The 17,831-nt window shown below is 44.1% G+C and carries 18 protein-coding genes; all 18 read right to left on the bottom strand.

All coding sequences use genetic code 11. The features are described from left to right. Window positions 1–80 precede the first annotated feature (80 nt). Window positions 81–1,031: a hypothetical protein gene (locus RQP50_RS15050; protein WP_315745890.1), complete on the bottom strand. Its 951-nt coding sequence runs from the start codon at window positions 1,029–1,031 to the stop codon at window positions 81–83. Between the two features lie 256 nt (window positions 1,032–1,287). Continuing rightward, entirely contained in the window at window positions 1,288–2,112 is an 825-nt protein-coding gene (locus RQP50_RS15045) for a carbohydrate ABC transporter permease (RefSeq protein ID WP_021255544.1), read from the bottom strand. Window positions 2,113–2,141: 29 nt separating this feature from the next. Beyond that, window positions 2,142–3,041, bottom strand: coding sequence for a carbohydrate ABC transporter permease (locus tag RQP50_RS15040; RefSeq protein ID WP_021255543.1), 900 nt, complete (start codon window positions 3,039–3,041; stop codon window positions 2,142–2,144). A gap of 181 nt (window positions 3,042–3,222) precedes the next feature. Further along, window positions 3,223–3,876, bottom strand: coding sequence for a bifunctional 2-keto-4-hydroxyglutarate aldolase/2-keto-3-deoxy-6-phosphogluconate aldolase (locus tag RQP50_RS15035; RefSeq protein ID WP_394358405.1), 654 nt, complete (start codon window positions 3,874–3,876; stop codon window positions 3,223–3,225). Window positions 3,877–3,928: 52 nt separating this feature from the next. Continuing rightward, window positions 3,929–4,906, bottom strand: a complete 978-nt coding sequence (locus RQP50_RS15030) for a sugar kinase (RefSeq protein WP_315745888.1) — start codon at window positions 4,904–4,906, stop codon at window positions 3,929–3,931. Window positions 4,907–5,577: 671 nt separating this feature from the next. Then, a complete protein-coding gene (locus RQP50_RS15025) occupies window positions 5,578–6,252 on the bottom strand; it encodes a hypothetical protein (RefSeq protein ID WP_315745887.1) in 675 nt (224 codons plus the stop codon). A gap of 105 nt (window positions 6,253–6,357) precedes the next feature. After that, the gene (locus tag RQP50_RS15020; protein WP_315745886.1) at window positions 6,358–7,716 is read right to left on the bottom strand and encodes an amidase domain-containing protein; all 1,359 of its coding nucleotides are present in this window, start codon (window positions 7,714–7,716) and stop codon (window positions 6,358–6,360) included. A 780-nt stretch (window positions 7,717–8,496) separates the two neighbouring features. Further along, complete coding sequence (locus RQP50_RS15015) at window positions 8,497–9,066, bottom strand: RNA polymerase sigma factor (protein WP_315745885.1); 570 nt, start codon at window positions 9,064–9,066, stop codon at window positions 8,497–8,499. 517 nt (window positions 9,067–9,583) lie between these two features. Next, window positions 9,584–9,871 (bottom strand): hypothetical protein, encoded by a 288-nt coding sequence (locus RQP50_RS15010; protein ID WP_028532960.1) that lies wholly within the window; start codon window positions 9,869–9,871, stop codon window positions 9,584–9,586. Between the two features lie 4 nt (window positions 9,872–9,875). Then, a complete protein-coding gene (locus RQP50_RS15005; protein ID WP_315745884.1) occupies window positions 9,876–10,952 on the bottom strand; it encodes a DMT family transporter in 1,077 nt (358 codons plus the stop codon). Window positions 10,953–11,102: 150 nt separating this feature from the next. Further along, window positions 11,103–11,858, bottom strand: a complete 756-nt coding sequence (locus RQP50_RS15000) for a response regulator transcription factor (RefSeq protein ID WP_268623563.1) — start codon at window positions 11,856–11,858, stop codon at window positions 11,103–11,105. A gap of 4 nt (window positions 11,859–11,862) precedes the next feature. Continuing rightward, window positions 11,863–13,041, bottom strand: coding sequence for a histidine kinase (locus tag RQP50_RS14995; RefSeq protein ID WP_021255536.1), 1,179 nt, complete (start codon window positions 13,039–13,041; stop codon window positions 11,863–11,865). 252 nt (window positions 13,042–13,293) lie between these two features. Next, a complete protein-coding gene (locus RQP50_RS14990; RefSeq protein WP_090510678.1) occupies window positions 13,294–13,575 on the bottom strand; it encodes a BMC domain-containing protein in 282 nt (93 codons plus the stop codon). Window positions 13,576–13,727: 152 nt separating this feature from the next. Continuing rightward, window positions 13,728–14,009 (bottom strand): BMC domain-containing protein, encoded by a 282-nt coding sequence (locus RQP50_RS14985; protein WP_019419483.1) that lies wholly within the window; start codon window positions 14,007–14,009, stop codon window positions 13,728–13,730. 2 nt (window positions 14,010–14,011) lie between these two features. Beyond that, window positions 14,012–14,668: a phosphate propanoyltransferase gene (locus tag RQP50_RS14980; protein WP_315745883.1), complete on the bottom strand. Its 657-nt coding sequence runs from the start codon at window positions 14,666–14,668 to the stop codon at window positions 14,012–14,014. Next, window positions 14,668–16,140, bottom strand: coding sequence for an acetaldehyde dehydrogenase (acetylating) (locus RQP50_RS14975; RefSeq protein ID WP_394358398.1), 1,473 nt, complete (start codon window positions 16,138–16,140; stop codon window positions 14,668–14,670). The genes RQP50_RS14980 and RQP50_RS14975 overlap by 1 nt, the downstream gene beginning before the upstream one ends. Before the next feature lie 27 nt (window positions 16,141–16,167). Further along, window positions 16,168–16,986, bottom strand: a complete 819-nt coding sequence (locus RQP50_RS14970) for a BMC domain-containing protein (RefSeq protein WP_315745881.1) — start codon at window positions 16,984–16,986, stop codon at window positions 16,168–16,170. 14 nt (window positions 16,987–17,000) lie between these two features. Further along, the gene (locus RQP50_RS14965; protein WP_315745880.1) at window positions 17,001–17,657 is read right to left on the bottom strand and encodes a cupin domain-containing protein; all 657 of its coding nucleotides are present in this window, start codon (window positions 17,655–17,657) and stop codon (window positions 17,001–17,003) included. Window positions 17,658–17,831 lie beyond the last annotated feature (174 nt).

Here is a 17,831-nt window from a genome sequence, read left to right as displayed (position 1 = left end):
GAATTCATATTTATATAAATCTGAACCTATGAGAACCAAAATAGATTCAGATTTATATAAACGTAAGAATAGAATGTAACCTATTTCACTTCTAATTCATTGAATTGATTGCCGTTATACACAATCTTCGCCTTATCAGTTCTAGATGCAATCAACGCCCGCAAGTCAAATTCAGCCCGCCCGTATATCATGGAATCTTTCACTTTTTCCAGTGTAAGGTTGGTTATTTCCGGCTTTGTCATTAATGTGGCGATGACATCCTCACCCATATATTTACCGATTACCGTCTCACCTACAGAAGCGGCCGCCAATGACTCCCAAAAGTGTAGAGATTCCGTATCATCCTTGGATATATCCAATCGATTTAGTACTTTCTCTTCCATTGCTTGTCCATTTGTTGCGAGCATGACCGTTAATTCATCAGCAGTGCGAACATATTCTGCGCTCCTTGAAGCATATTCATCTTGTAACTCAGCATCGCCCATTTTCGTTTTTTTGACCTGGGTTTCAACCAACTCCGGCCAACGGGCGCCACTTACATATTGCATGTATTGGTATAAATCTAACTCAGGTAAACCGTAGTAAGTATCCTCTATATCCTCCATCTCAGCCCGCTTCTTGTTTTCGTCCACCATGTCGGATTTCAGCTCGTCAAAACTTTTGTATGGGGCAATATCCCGCTCGTCAGCAATAATTTGCTCCTGTTTAACTCTTAGCAATGCAGTCATCGCAGATTTTTTGGCATACTCAGATGGTGTTTCCTGATTTTTTCCGTATTGACGTGTCCAGAAGCCTTCATCTACTTGCGCACCATAGGTTCTGTAGAAATAATCTACTGTTACCGCTCTCTGGTCGTTGATATAAAATAGAAATTCTTCATCTGTCACAGCGTATCCATCCACTGTAAACAACCAATTCTCAGGCAATGCAGTTTTTTTGTTAATTAAAATTATCATGAATACAGCAAGTACAATTAGTAGTACTGCTGTAAACCATATGATCACTGTTGGTTTTCGTCTTGTAAAACCCATATCAACCCACCTTTCTAATATGCACTAGCTCAGGACAGGTAATGGTCATAGATGAAAAGAATAAAACACTCGTTGAAAACGCTTTTATTAATAAATATATCTATTTTCATATGACCGACCAATTTCATATTTTGACCTTTCTCAGACGATTTTGACCGGATACTCCCCCCTTAAGACAAAAGAAATGAACGCTATGGTTCATTTCTTCTAATTAACTATCTATCTAATTGTAGTGCTTCTATCCTTTTAAACATTTCTATCCTTTAACGCCTCCGAGCGCAATCCCCTCGATCACTTGCTTCTGACCGATGATAAAGATAATGACCAGCGGCAAGATTGCTGACACAGCGCCAGCCATCATCAAGGAATACGTATCTCCATATTGGTCACCGAACAATCTGATTCCAAGCTGAATGGTAAACAACTCTTTGCTTTTCAAGAAAATCAGCGGATACTGATAGTCGTTCCATGTCCAAATAAATCTGAGGATCGCATAGGTTGCGATGGCTGGACGAATAAGCGGCAACGCGATTTGGAAGAAGCTTCGCGCATGTCCGGCACCGTCTATTTTGGCTGATTCGATATATTCGTTGCTGACACTCATAAAGAATTGTCTAAGCATGAAAGCTCCAATTACGCTAAATCCGTTCAGCAAGATAAGACCAAGGTGAGAATCAAACAAATGTAAGGAACGGAAGAGCAGGAACTGCGGAACTAATGAAGCTTGAGGTGGAACCATATAAAGCGCGAGGACGAGAAGAAACATCGTATCTCTTCCTCTGAACTGGATTTTGGAAAACCCATAAGCCGCAAGTGCGCACACAGATACATTGAGCACAGTGGTTGCCACTGTTACATAAATCGAGTTTGCATAATATTTGACGAAGCTCCCTGTCCACACTTCCGCATAGTTCTCAAGTGCATTCCAGTTTCTCGGAATCCATTCAATTGGGAATGTAAAGACATCCGCCTCAGGCTTGAATGATGTCGATAACATCCATATGAAAGGAAGCAGGAATAGAAGTCCTATAGCAGCCATAATCATTGTGAAAATGATCTTTGAAACCGAAATTTTTTTCATGGATATTGTTCCTCCGTTCTAGATCTCTTCTAGTAGTTAACCCATTTCTTCTGGGCAATCCATTGTCCGGCTGTTATGAATAAACAAATGAGGAACAATATGAGCGCCATCGAAGAGGCATAGCCTGTTTTCAACTGATTGAATGCAGTGTCATACAAATCGTAAACGATTACATTTGTTGAATTCGCAGGTCCGCCTTGCGTTAATACTTGAATGAGATCGAACACCTTGAAGGAACCGATGATTCCTGTTACTAGCAAGAAAAAGGTCGTTGGTGAAACATTTGGCACTGTGATCTGGCGGAATTTCACCCATGTTCCTGCGCCATCGATGTCCGCTGCTTCATACAGATCCTTCGGAATGGACTGCAGCGCAGCAATGTAAATAATAATGTTATAGCCAAGCATAATCCAAACTTGAATCATCATGAGGGAAGGCAATGCATAATCGATATCTGCCAACCATTTAGGTGGATTCTCAATGCCAAATGACATTAGCAGCTGATTTACCGGACCTAATGATGGATGGAAAAGAACCTGCCATACCATGGCGACGGCAACGACACTGGAGATATAAGGCAAGAAATAAACAACCTTAAACCCATCCTTGAAATAAACATGTTTGTCAATGAGAATCGACAGCAACAGCGATAAGATCAAGGTTATCGGAACTGTTATGATGAAGACCAAGTTGTTCAATAAACTTTGTATAAACACATCGTCTTGGAACAAACGAATAAAATTATCAAAGCCTACGAATTTAATAGCACCATATCCCGCTACGAAATTCCACTCCGTAAAGCTCAGCAATAGAGAGCACACAACAGGAATAAGTGTTAGGACCATTAATCCGATCATTAAGGGGGCTACAAACATATAGCCAGCTAGTGTCTCTCTAGCGCTAATTCCTAGTGATTTCTTACCTTTCATTTCTTATTCCTCCTCTGAGAAAATACGTCTTGTTCTATAGTGTCATTGTAATAAGAACGAAAGTCGCAAATAAGAACTAAAAACGTTCATTTTGAAACGAATTTTACTTTTCTCAGCTCATGCATTAGATAAAAAACAAGCGTTCTCTGAGTCTATCAAGAGAACGCTTCATATAATTATTTTATTTGCGCGCTTGCTTAAACGCCTTCACATACTGTTCAGCCTTGGCACGAACGAGTGTATAATTGCCTGTTTCAATGGCTTCCTTCGTAAGATCCGAACCAATTCCTACCGCAAATGCACCTGCTTTGATCCAGTCGCCCAAGTTCTCTACATTCACTCCGCCAGTCGGCATTACATTCGCGTGAGGCAATGGGCCTTTGATATCCTTGATCATCCCTGGCCCGAATTGACTTCCCGGGAACAGCTTTACGACCTCCACTCCTAAATCGAGTGCGCTTTGGATATCGTGAATGGTCATAACGCCCGGCATGATTGGAACGCGATAACGATTGCACAGCTTAATCGTATCTGGATTCAACGTAGGGCTCACTACAAATTCAGCGCCGCTTAGCATTGCTTGGCGTGCCGTTTCAGGATCGAGCACCGTACCGACGCCAATTATCGCATGCTGAGCTGAATCAGGATGATTCCATGAATAACGGTTGGCAAGCTCTTCGATCGCCTTAAGTGCATGCGGAACCGTCATCGTAATCTCAATCACCTTAATGCCGCCAGCAATGGCTTCCTCGGTTAGTCGCACCACCTGCTGCCAATTCTCTCCCCGTAATACCGCGACAACCCCTTCTTCATGAATCCGATGAATAATACTCATTTTCTTCAATTTGCTTCCCTGCCTTTTATTGTATGTACTAGATACATTGGACTTAACGTTCAACATGCGCTTTTCTACTAAGCTTCGCTTCTACCTGTGCCATTGTCGGGAGACCCTGCCAATCGCCTTCCGTCTGGATCACAATAGATCCAAGCAGATTTCCGATGCGAACAGATTCCTCAAGGGATTTATTTCTTAGTAAACCGCTAAGGAAGCCGGCACAGAAGGCATCGCCAGCACCAACGGTGTCTACTACGTGTTCAGCAGTGAAATAAGGAATTCTAGCTACCTTTCCACCCTGTAACAAATAGGTTTCATGATCTCCACCTTTGACGACGCATACGTTGCCAAGCTCATGCAGCTTCGCGAACAAAGCACTTTCGTCGTCAATTCCATAGAGCAGCTTCAATTCATCAAGCCCAGGCAGGAAGTAGTCTGCTTCCGCCGCTAGAGGCAGAATGAATTGTCGAGCTTTCTCCACGCTCCAGAGCTTCAGGCGAAGATTGGGATCAAAACTGACTTTAACGCCATGCTTGCGTGCCAGACGCACTGCCTCAATAACCGCTTGACATGCAGTTTCGCTGATAGCCATCGTAATGCCCGTTACATGCAAAATGCGAGCACCTGCTATGTACACCTCATCCAGCATATCAGGCGACATCAGACTAGCAGCCGAATTCCGCCGAAAATAATAAACGGGGGATTGTCCGGCTATTACCTCACGCATCATGAGACCCGTTGAAGCAGCAGTTGTGCACTTCACGCGTGAGACATCAATGCCTTCGCCCCGCAATGCTTTGATCATCATCGTCGCCAGCGGATCTTCACCTAGTTGAGAGAACCATCCGACACGAATGCCAAGCCTAGCCAAACCGATGGCTACGTTGGTTTCGGCCCCACCGAAGGTGCATTCCAACGTATGGCTGTATTCGATTCCTTTATTTCCCGTCGGCAGCATGAGTGCCATCGATTCCCCAAAGGTAACTACCTCAGGGCTTGCTTGCATATGGGACATACTTTGATCCTTCATCGACTTCCCTCCCCTTAGGTAATGAAAAGACTGTCATGGGTAATCCATAACAGTCCCCATTTTATGGGTTAATTCTATTGAATCGTTCATTCGGTCAATGCTTTTCAGGATTTGGATGATACATAACGAATATCCATGTTTATACTTTCGGCTATACATATATTTGGTTCTAATCCAAAGCTTATAAATATGATTGTCTTAACTATACACAGTCGAAATTTGCGGTACAGGACATATATTCGTGCATTCTCAAACGAATTTGACATGTTTACAAAAAAAACGACCCAAATGCTTGGATCGAAATGTGTAAGCTATTTCTATATTTGCTCCATGAAACGAAAAAAGCTTTTTATAGTTACCCTTGTGGGAACATAAAAAGCTTTACTCTGCAATCGCTCAATGAGTACATGACCCAATACAATTCTGATCGCCACCAATGAAAATGGAAATTAAAGAAGCTGACTCCACTTGCAATAAGCGTAAGTGTATCCATTCTACATAGGACATGTAGAATGGGGTATTCTGCTCTGGCAGAATAGCAACTAAGGGAGAATGCCTGTCCAGTTGACTACTCCACACTTGGACTATGTTAATGGATTGAATGGATTCGTTGTGCTTAACCATAGAGCGTATGGTACAGGATGGAATACTGCGAGGTGATGAGACGATAATTAACGGTTAATTTCCAGTTTCTTTACCCATTCATTATTGTTCCAAATATCGGGGTTGTCAATGGTCTGATTCTCTCCACGCACCATAGAATCATAACTATCCTTTCCACTAGAATACCAATCCGTAATTACTAACCTTCCATTCAAGTTCTGTACAAGAAATTCAGTCGGTTCTGCAAAGCTGCCTACATCCTTTTTCACGCGCGTGTCTAGTTTGAAGTAGAAATAAGGGTTATCTTCACCAACAAGCTCCACTTTTCTAGCACCAACATCGATATCTGTCACCAAATTATCGGTTAGTTTGTTCTTACGGAATAATTCATGCTGGGAAGTAACTTTCTTTTGCATATATTGTTTCAGGCTTTTATTATCAAAGAAAGCATTCAAGTTGATATCTGTGCCGTTCCAAATCGCCTTGTAATATGCAGACAGAGCACCCTCACACATTTCATAAGCGGTTTTATAATCCCAAACAGACAGACCATTTTTATCTTCTGCTAAAAATTCGAGAGAACTCTTCAAAGCATTCTCTTTCGTGATGGTTGAATTTTCTGTGTTTTTGGCTACCTTCACGTTGACTTCCATAGGAGTATTTTTTTCGTCGATATTCCCAGCAGCATTATTACACGCGCTTAGAGCGAATATAAGCACTAATAACAGGCAAACACGTTTCATTCTTTTCCCTCCCGTAAAAAATAATGATCATGGAGCAGCCATTAGGATTGATGCACACCACTTCTATAAGAATAGTTTGAAGTGATGTGCATCCTTCTTCAAATTTTACTTATAATAGCCAGACAATTTGATAACTCTTTTGCTATCACCTGGATAGACTTCTTCTGCCTTCTGGTTATTATTATATGAACCTTTTCCACTACGACCGGTTACCAATGCTCCTAAAACTAAAGCCGTATTAGTCTCGTAGTATTCCGTGATTATAGTTGAATGCCTCCAATTGTTATATGAACCACTCAGATAGAATTGCAGGATATCTCCAATAGCATATGGGTAACCTGAATTAGGATTATATTTGAATGTTGAGTAAGTAGTTGCGGAACCAGCCGGCCCTTTTGTAGTATTGTTCACCAGAAAATCATGCAAGTTAGGGACACCTGACCAGGATGAAGAACGATTGCTCAGACTTCTGTAGTACCATCCCTTAGAGGAAATACCTGATCCATTTGTGTCATAGGGAATTGCGCCGCCAGCAAGCAAAGCATGAGATACAAAGTTAGTACAATCCCAATTTCCGGATATCTGAGAAAAATCGTAATAAGATACATTAGATCCGCCACTTGCAGGTGAATCTTTAGCCTTGTTGTTTTTTGCATAGTTGGCTATGGCTGTCTTATTTAACGAAGCAAGGGTAGCCAATGGTGTTATCACTTGATTGGTTGCCTCCACCCCGTCTGTACTAGTCATTTCTACTGGAAGTTCTCGATTAACCGAGAAATAATCAGTAATTTTTTTCTCAAGTTCCGTTTGTTTTTCGGCAATATTGGAGCTTTCTGAAATAGAGTTCATTGTAAGGTTACTTGAATGATCCAATGATCCTCTGACAAATTCATCATAATAGTCATCTGGCATATACCAATCGGACATCGTTAATCCCGTATCAGTATAGGTAAATACCACATTCGATACCTCGCCAAACCCAGACTGTACCTCCATTCCGACATAATTAAATGAAGCTTCTGTACTGATTGTTAGGAGAATACCTTCTTTGGTCACTTCTGAAGATAGCAAGTTGAATGTTAAGACATAATTTTCTTTTTGTGCATTTGCAGCTTCTACGACAAAATGTTTTGTATTCATTTTCTTTTCTACATATTCAGAGAGGTTATGAGCAAGCAATTTGGTATCATCAGTGAATGTTCCTTTAACTGATTGCTCTGTGCCAAGATCAATACGTTCATAATAATTTTTCAAAATATCTTTTGCCATAGAAAAACAAGATTCAACCGCTGACAAATCTAAGACATTCGATGAAGACTTATCGTTCAAATCATTGAGCTTATCAGATGATAGCAAAGTATCTTCAACAGGGCTCAAAGGCGAGTTGCTCTCAGCTAGAACAGTAGAACTACCCAAACTACTGACAAGTGCTGCAATGAGTGCAACAGTTAATAGCTTTTTCAATGATACGTCATTCCTTTCCTTTAATTTGTACCACATTAGTTCGCGGACAATCTGCTCTCACTCGTAGCTATCAGGTAATGATAAACAAAAACAATGAATAACTTGCCTAGTATCGACTCCTCACTTTTAATATTAGTAAGAAGGCTAATCTAAGAGTATAAAATCGCTTGTTTGTAACTCCTTACCTTAAAAAAGACGCTCATACGCTTATATGTGCAACACAATTATTCAGATTTTATTTCAACAAAACTGTTTGGTACCTATGATTGATCGGACGGGAAAAGTTTGTATTTTGTTGCATATATTAGTAAGAGTTTTTCTGCGACAATCGAATGTCGCTATAATGAGTTCAAAGCGAGGGTACCGGGACGAGAAAGGAGGTGAAACTGCGGAACATCTGGATTTTATCAAAAGACACTACAATGAATTGAACAGCATCAACCAGCCCATCTGCTTCTGGCAGGTTTATGCCGCCGTCCTTTGAGAGTAAGAAGGAATCCGAAGTGGAATGACTGGGTTGTGGTCGCGTAACAAGTACATTCAGAAATAGAACTCTAACAGCTTTCACTGACATAATGGATAAAAGAATGGCAATTAAACATATAGATAATCCCAGTGCAGCCTTTAATACCGAAACAATATTAAAAAAACTGAAAATTCTACAAAGAAAAATCCCCCGCTTTATTCGTTTCTCAAAATCCCTACTAACTGATTTAGGCCATTTTGAGCAGTAATTCATCATACTCATCCATTAGAGCTTGATGACTCCCTGAAATTTTTTTAGTCACTCCCCCTCACCTCTTTTTTCAAGAGATTCAATGCTCTACGCCTGGCTCGAGTTAAATACTGTCTAACGTTATTCACAGGGATACCCAATTTCCGGGAAATTTCACTATCTTTCACATCCATATTGTACTTGTAATAGAGCAAAGTTATATCGCGATCCGTCAGCTTAGACAGCTTACTAAACATCTCCTGTCTGTCTTCTCTCCTGAATATCACTTCTTCTACGCTCTGTTGGGAGTCGGGAAGACGGTTAATCATATCTTCGGTTTGTGCTGTACTGACTAATAATTTCTGCCGCTCCTTTGCTCTAATATAATCGACACCCATGTTTCTAATGGAATAAATGATGTAAGAAGTCCTTTTGCAATATTCCATGGTTTGTAAAAGGGGAGTTTTGGGTATCAGTTTTAGGAAAACGTCTTGAATTAAATCATCTACTACATTGTAATCATTGGTTACTTCGTAAGCTTTCTTTCTCATAAGAGGGTAATACTGGTAAAATAAATCAATTAAAAAATCCTGATCTTTTTCTTCCTCAATGACTGAAAAAAGAATTAGTAGCATCTCTCAAACCGCCATTCTGAAATATGTTCATTACTTTCTATATTAGTCTATTTGGAACTATATGTAATTTAAGTTCATTATTATGCAGAGTTACCTCATTACAAAATTTTTAAGCTTTAGAGCCATAGCTACATTAACGATTCATTAAACGAAAAAAGCTTTTTATAATTACCCTTTCGGGTGAACATAAAAAGCTTTACTCTGCAATCACTAATGCAATTCGTTTAAAATTTTTCGGGAAACTGTTTGACAATGCCATTTGTTTTTCATATTCATCTGCTCTTCCGTATGTGTGAATTAAAACAGGCTGTCTTAGTACGAGTTTCAGCTTCCATTTTAATACAATATTATTCCGCTATTCTGCGAAGGCTCGAAGCTATTCCGGGTCGGGTCATAATTACATTACTAATGATTATAAGTTAAGCGAGCACTCCGCGCATATGACGAAACCCGGCCTAAGGCCGGGTTTCGTGGTTCGTCTAAAAAATCCTTTTCATTAATTCGATAGAGATTGTCCTTATTTTTGCGTCCATTTTTTAGGCAAGTATTTATTGATCGTATGAATTCCCTCATCGTTGATTGCATAGTACATACATAATTCCCCGTTAGCATCCAGCTCGTAATGAACCTCGTCAATCAGTCCGTTAGCCTGCAAGGACAGCATATGATCCAGAAAGTTTGCTCTTGTAAATTGACGTTCTCCACCATATTCGCTTTTCAATGCGTCCATTGCATCATCAATATTTGCTTGCTGCACAGTGGACATGAAAAGCAGCACCCGGGAGCGAATCGGCAACAATGGCATTTGCTTACGCCTCCTTCTTCTTGAACAGATCCATTGGATTCATCGAAACTAAAAGTGCTCCAAGTGTAATAATAACTGCGCCGGCAATTATTGTAGGAGTCAACGAACTACCGAGGAAGATAGCAGCAAAGACAACCCCCCACAGTACATAGGTAATGTTGAGCGACATTCCGACGGCAACGCCAACCATACTATTGGCCATATACCACGTCAGGAAAGAGATTGCCGTAAACAGGGCTGCGGCCGCAATAATGAGCATAGGCGACACGGAGCCAAGTACGGAAGTAAAGAGATCTGTCGCGCTGAAGATAGGTATCAGCACAGCAATATATACGAGTCCGGAAACGCCCTCGCGAATGGTAATGGCGATATTGGAATCAAGCATAGACATCCCGAAGGTAGCAAATACGCCTTCCAATCCCCAGCCAAGCGCGGCCACCAGAGCAAAAATAATGCCTAGTGTGAAATTATCCACGCCACCTTCAGGCTTGACATAAGAAATGAGCGCAGCTCCGATAACACAGATGAACATGCCGACGGCCACCCGTTTATCAATTTTCTGCTTAAGGAACATTCGCGCGAAAATAGCACCAAACATCGGACAAAGCGCCGAAATAGGAATAGCCGCCGCTCCAGCCATATCAATTCCAACCAGATAGGCCCCGTTGGCGATTGGACCGCCAAACACCGCGGCAATTGCGACCATCAACCCTGGTATTGTTACCAGACTGCGGCCAATTTCTTTGATCATCCCATTCTTGAAGTTCCAAATCAGAAGCCAGATCGCCGCCAAAGCATCGTTGATCGCCGATGCCACTATAGGCGCAGCAAACGCTCCTACGATCCCCAGAAAAGGCTCCTTCATCATAGCCAGGGCAACGACGGTACTGTAAAGGCCGAACGTTAACCCGGAAATCAGTCCGTAAGCGATTCCATTTCTTCGGAAACGACTGTTCATCTTTTGTTTCAGCATGCCGGCCGAAGCCACTGCTTCCTTCATCATCCATACACCTCTGTTAAGTAGATTTGTCTTCGTAGATGTATCTTCATTGTAAAGCAATGCGGCCATTACACCTGTCACTAACCGTACCTCTTGTTTGGACTTCCTGAATCACTTTTTTCTTCAATCTGGTACTTTTCGTACTTTTAGGACGACATCTTTAAATAAAAAAACTCCCGCTCGACATTTAGTCGGACGGGAGTTTCCTTGATTCTATCTATTAAAGCGTCTTCACACTCGAGCTAGAACACTTTTTTTGTATTCCTTCGGTGTCATTTTCATTTGCTTATAGAAAACCCGGTTGAAATAAGACGGATCGGTAAAGCCGCATTCTGTGGAGATGCGATAGGCGGGATACCCGGTAGTCTCAAGCAGCTTGCAGGCATGTGCAATCTTGAGCTTGTTCACATAATCCGTATATGTAACGCCGAGCTCCCTTTTGAATATGCGGCTAAAATATTGAGCATTCATGTACACATGACTCGCCACCATTTGCAGGGTCAGCTTATCTTTGTAATTCTGCTGAATATAATCGACGGCTTCTTGAATAAAGCGCTGACATTCTTGAGCGGATTCTATCAGATAAGTTTCTGTTACACCATCTTCTTCTGATTGAGCGGCCCTCTCCAGCCCCTTACGAATCAATTGCCGCAATTTGTCCGGCTTGACAGGCTTAAGCAGATATTCGTGTACCTGCAGACTGATTGCCGCCTGTGCATAGGAGAAATCCGAGCTGGCCGACAAAATCGTCACGGAGGCATTGGGGAGAAAGCGGCGAATTTCCTGCAATGAGGATATTCCGTCCATTTCAGGCAGCATGATATCCATAAAAATAATATCCGGCCGATATTGTTTGGCGAGCTTAATCGCTTGCATACCCGTATCGCAAATAAGCAGCTTATCTTCAGCACCCAGAATTTCCTGCGCGATGGATTGAAGAAACTCTAGTTCTATCGGTTCATCTTCAACAAACATAACTACGCTCATTGCATCACCTCGCAATTGGTTGGGTAGGGATGCGGATGTTAACCGTGCTCCCGCTGTAATCCGATTTCACAATCGATAACCCATACTCTTCTCCGAAATAACGCTTCAAACGGCTATCAGTACTCCGGAAGCCAACACCGATTTTGCTGTCCGGCTGATGAATGAGCTTGAGTACCTCCGGTGAGAACCCGTTACCGTTGTCTATTACAGAAATGGTGATATCATTTCTGTACTTTTCGGCAATCAGACGAATGGTTCCCCCGTCACGCTTAGGGGTAATCCCATGTATGACTGCGTTTTCCACAATAGGCTGAATCACCAAATTCGGAATGCGATAAGCCTTTAATTCATTCGGAACAATGATTTCATACTGCAGGCGATTTTTGAAGCGCGCCTTTTGTATATACAAATACTTCTCAATGTTATCCAATTCGGATGCGATGGTATGAAGCTGATCATCCTGCTTCACATTGTATCGCAGCAAGTCGGACAGGCAATAGATCAATTCCTCCGTCGTATGGGAGTGTTCGAAATAGGCGATGCGGGCAATGGAATTCAACGTATTGAACAGAAAATGTGGATTGATGACGAGAGACATGTTTTTTGCTTCTAAGTCAATCACTTTCTTCTCCAGTATTTCCTTTTCCGCAGACAGACGATTGATAATCCCTGTGTTGTCCTGCGCGCTTTCGGCGATGTCGAGCGCAATATTCCTTGCAATATGATGGCACAGCTGCTCGTGAATATCTGCTTTATCCTTGTCAATGGTTGGAAAAGCTGATATCGCCTTCGCGACAACTTCCAAATCCAGCCCCTTCATTTCAGCCAATTCCGCCGTGTTAATCAGATACTTCTGATATTCCCTCTCCTGGGAATACGCTTGCATCCCCGATATGAAGCCAACAACTTCATCTTTGACCATAATAGGCAGCAAAATATTCTCCAGGCCGTAACAGCAAACAAATCGCCCCTGCTCGCCGGTATTAAAGCGCTTCAAATAATCTGCACAAGGTCGCGTAGGATTCTCCCAACAAAAATGCCTGCAGAAATCAGGGGACGGATTGAACTCTAGCAAAACGTCTCCATTGTGATCGTGCAGCAGCAGCGAGAACTTGGAAAGAGACAGGATGCCGCTGTATCGTGCGTATACTTTGGTTGCGATCGGACTATCGGTTTTCAGCATAATCTCGTTGCACCCTTTCACCGAAAATGAACGGGAAAATAGACGTTACATGCTAAATTTTTCACAATATAATATCTCTATTATAACAATTTACAAACTGTTTGGAAATAGTACATCCCCCTTCCTCAAAGCTCTATTTATAGAAATACACCACTTCGACAAGCTTTCGACACGCGGATTGTTACAGACAAATATAAAAAGACCAAAACCCGTTTTACCGAGTTTTGGCCCTTTGCAGAACATCGATATAAATTATTGCTTAGCAGCGGGAAGAATAATTTCCACTTCACTGTGAGGACGAGGAATCACATGTACGGATATCAGTTCCCCTACACGCTGTGCGGCTGCGGCACCAGCGTCCGTTGCCGCTTTTACTGCTCCTACATCGCCTCGTACCATTACGGTGACAAGGCCGCCGCCTACCATCTCTTTGCCAATCAGGGTGACGTTGGCTGCTTTGACCATAGCGTCCGCTGCTTCGATAGAACCTACCAAACCTTTTGTTTCAATTAAACCCAATGCTTCCGATTTCATGATACATTCCTCCTAAGAGTTTTGTGAGAATAAAGCGCTAGCTCACCGAGCAAAACTTGCTTCGGAAGCATAGGCTTAGTTTTGTGAGAATAAAGCGCTAGCTCCGAACAAAACTTGCTTCGGAAGCATAGGCTTATATATGATTTATTGAATTATGCCTTAGTAGACGGAAGGATGTTCTCCACTTCACTGTGGGGACGAGGAATTACATGCACTGACACGAGTTCCCCAACATTCTTCGCAGCGGCGGCTCCAGCATCCGTTGCTGCCTTCACAGCACCTACATCGCCCCGTACCATTACGGTAACAAGGCCTCCACCTGCCATTTCTTTGCCAATCAAGGTGACATTGGCCGCTTTGACCATAGCGTCCGCTGCTTCGATAGAACCCACCAAACCTTTTGTTTCAACCAAACCAAGAGCTTCCGATCTCATGTTCATTTCCTCCTAGCAATTTTTATGATTTTAACCACAGACGCCGATGTCAGATCCATCGCGTTGGCCTCTTCAACGTCGATATGACAGTCGAGAGCGGCGTCATTGCCAACTCTGATTGCGACCTGATTGTACCCCCCGCCCCGGAGTCCATCAAATTGAATGCTGACCATTTCTCCGTCGGTTACGCCGAAGAAAAGGGCATCATCAGGCGTCATATGAATGTGGCGCTGTGCAACCATCAAGCCGCAAGTAATATATACGCTTCCCTTGGAACCGACCAATGTGACTCCAGGTGTGCCTTCAAGCTCCCCGGATAAGCGCACTGGAGCTTTCACGCCCAGCTTAAAGCAGTCTCCCCGCATAATTTCTACCTGAGTCTGTTTCCGCACTGGACCGAGAACCCGCACTTTTTCAATCGCTCCCTTGGGACCGCAGACCGTAACAGTCTCATTACATGCATACTGTCCAGGTTGGGACAAATCACGCATTTTGGATAGCGTATATCCGGATCCGAAGAGCGTCTCCACATCAGCTTGAGAAAGATGCACATGGCGATTCGAAATCCCTAAAGGGATGGAGCGCGGCTCCTCCCCCGCCTTGCCGGCACCGGATACCACCTCCATTAATAATGAAAGTACTTGATCATAGCTCCCCACTAGCAGTCACCGCTTTTCTGCAAAATAGACATCAGCTCATCGACCAGATTCAACAGCATTGCATCCTCCTGTTGCTTCTGCTGTTGCGGGGAGGGAGCAGAATAATGTTTTTGTGCTGTGCAGTCCTTAATGCCATAAGCCACACGCTTGATATTAATCAAGTGCTGTGGTCCCACATTATCTGAAGTGGCGCTGCCCCCCCAGGTACCACATCCCAAAGTGAAGGCCGGGGCAAGCCCGGTGCTTGCGCCCACGCCGCCCTGAGTGGAGCCCGTATTCACCAAAATGCGGAATACAGGTTTTTGTGCAAATTCCATGACCATATCGTGATTCTGTGTATGGATGGAGAAGCTATGGCCTATTCCTCCATTACGCAGCAGCCCAACACTTAGATCGCAAGCCTCATGCCAGTCCTGTACGGTGTAAAACGCCAATACGGTAGTAAGCTTTTCATAGGACAGCGGGAATTTCTCTCCCACGCCCTGCTGTTCACCTAACAGCACCTTGACCCCTGCAGGAATTTGAATGCCGGCCGCTTCTGCAATCACCTGAGGCGAACGTCCCACCAGTCTTGAATTCATGGCATGGCCTTTTACAAACAGCTTGGACGCGACCTTGGCAGTCTCCTCCTGATTCATAAAGTAACCGCCCTGACGCTCAAACTCCGCGATCACCTGAGGACGGATGCATTCTTCCACGATAACAGCCTGTTCAGATGCGCAGATTGTTCCGTAATCGAAGGTTTTGCTGGCTATGATATTCGCTACTGCTTTTGGAATATCAGCGGTGCGCTCTATATAGGCCGGTACATTACCCGGCCCCACCCCCAGCGCCGGTTTACCCGCGCTATAGGCAGATTTCACCATCGCAGAGCCGCCTGTGGCGATAATCATGGCGATTTCCTCACACTTCATCAGTTCCTGTGTAGCTGGCATAGAAGGCATGGCAACGCAGCCAATGATTCCTTCGGGAGCCCCTGCCTCAACAGCGGCTGCATGCATGAGTTCGGCGGCCCGCATAATGGATTTCTTTGCCGATGGATGCGGCGAAAATATGATTCCATTACGAGCCTTTATCGCAATAATCGATTTGAAAATCGTAGTGGATGTCGGATTTGTTGATGGAATAATACCCATGAGCAGTCCGACAGGCTCGGCAATCTCTATTAATTGATTTGTCTTGTCCTCGCGGATAACCCCAATCGTTTTCGTATCCCGAATGGATTCATATAGCTCCGTGGAAGCCAGACGGTTTTTGAAGATCTTATCCTCAATCTTGCCAAATCCGGTTTCTTCCACAGCCAGCGCAGCCAGTTCAGCGGCGTTTACCTCCGCTATCCGCACCATGTTTTGTACAATTCTGTCAATCTGATCAGCATCGTACCCGGCAAGGATATCGGCGGCCGCTTTTCCTGTACGAGCCAAGTCCCGCGTTTCCTGAATCGATTGCAAATCATAATCATAATTTCCCAAGTGAAACATCCTCCTCTCGCTTACTGCTTACTGCTGATAATAATGGCGGAACCGCTTGAGCAGTTTCACCTTGTTTGCCTTGGAAATCGTCGTCATGCTCATCCCATACGCAGGGCCGCACTCTCTGGCCAGTTCGCGCAGCTTCACGGCTGTCATCGTTTCCAGCAGTTCCATTGCTTTGTCAAGCCCTGATTCCTTCACCAGCACGTCAATCTGTTGTTTGAATGGACTGCCCAGCACTGCCTGCTCTCCATCTACCGGATCTTGATTGTCTGTTTCTGGACTGACGTCTTTAGACGCAAGAGCCTGAGCGGGATCGGCTGTCAGTACTGGGAAGTCTTCTTCGCCACCGATATTGATTGAGATATCGGGCGCTGCTTCCAGTGGAACTTTAGGAGCCGTGACTAATGGAATATTGGGCGCATCGCCCAGTGGAACATCAGACACTGCGTCCAGTTCCGGAGTCTGCTCTGGCGTTTGCTCGGGCAGCTGTTCCGGCAACTTTTCTGACGCCTGAGTATGCTGTACCGACAGTGCATGCTTGTCCTTCTCCTCGGCAATGTTCGAAACGTTGCCAAGACCGATGATGCTCGCTATGTCGTTGTGGGGTCTTGGAATAACATGTCGGCTGATAAGCACATCACTGCCCAATTGTTGCGCCGCGGAGGCACCCGCCTCCACGGATGCTTGAACAGCGCCAACATCGCCGGTTACCGCGATGGTCACTAGCCCGCCACCCACATTGCACTTTTCTATCAGTTCTACCTGAGCTGATTTGAGCATGATATCCAGACATTCAATCGCCGGAAGAAGTCCCCGCGTTTCAATTAATCCAAGCGCCTGCATGCTATCACCTCCAGTTACTGTAGCTTCCGATCAGGACCGCCCGCCGGATAAGTCATATAAAACATCCTCGCGCAGTTCGACGATCCCTTGATCGCCTTCACCCCTTTGGGGATGAAGAGTACATCCCCTTCATGAGCGGTGAAGGTTCTCTCGTTCAAAGTGACATCGAGCGTGCCTTCCATCACGATATAAGTTTCTTCGTGGGCCGTCTCCTGCTGAAAGCAACCGTGATCGACAGTCATAAACCCTGCGCTCATGGAACAATCCGGCTTCCCGATTACCTCTTGACGGTATACCTTGGCACCAGATGTTCCCGTATCGTAAGCTTCCATTTTTACCGTTCGGCCCCGTACAAGTTTTAAGCCCGTCGGATCCGTCTCCGCCTGATAAGGTGGATCAAGAGTCATCCCTAACAGCTTTTCAACCATTCCTTTTTCCGATAACATCTTGAAAAATTTGAAAATGGCATTCATGTCGAGATCATCCTGAGTTTCGCTGCCCGCGGCCTCGGAACTCAAAGTGCCACATGGCTCATCGGTAAACTCCAGACCCAGCTCCCTTGCCTTATCATGGGCTGCCGGTGTCACAATCGTGTTTCGGTCAATGCAGCACCGCTTCTGTCCGGAAGACACCCATTCTTCCACATCCGCAGCGCAAATCAGTTTTTTCACAGTTCTCGCCCCCTTTCGAATTATAAGTAAGTGTTCAAAAAGTCAAACTTTCAGCACCGAAGCTTATGCTTCCGATGTGCATTTTTTCAAAACGCTTCAGTTGGATGAAGCTAGGACCTGAGGAGCGGAGCGTACGTTTTGGGTACGTGAGCACCTGAAATGTTTCCGCAGGAA

Origin of the sequence: Paenibacillus suaedae, from assembly GCF_032337355.1 — a bacterium.
Taxonomy (GTDB): domain Bacteria; phylum Bacillota; class Bacilli; order Paenibacillales; family Paenibacillaceae; genus Paenibacillus_B; species Paenibacillus_B suaedae.
The sequence above is the reverse complement of the archived record's forward strand: the minus strand, read 5'-3'. Positions and strand labels throughout refer to the sequence as shown.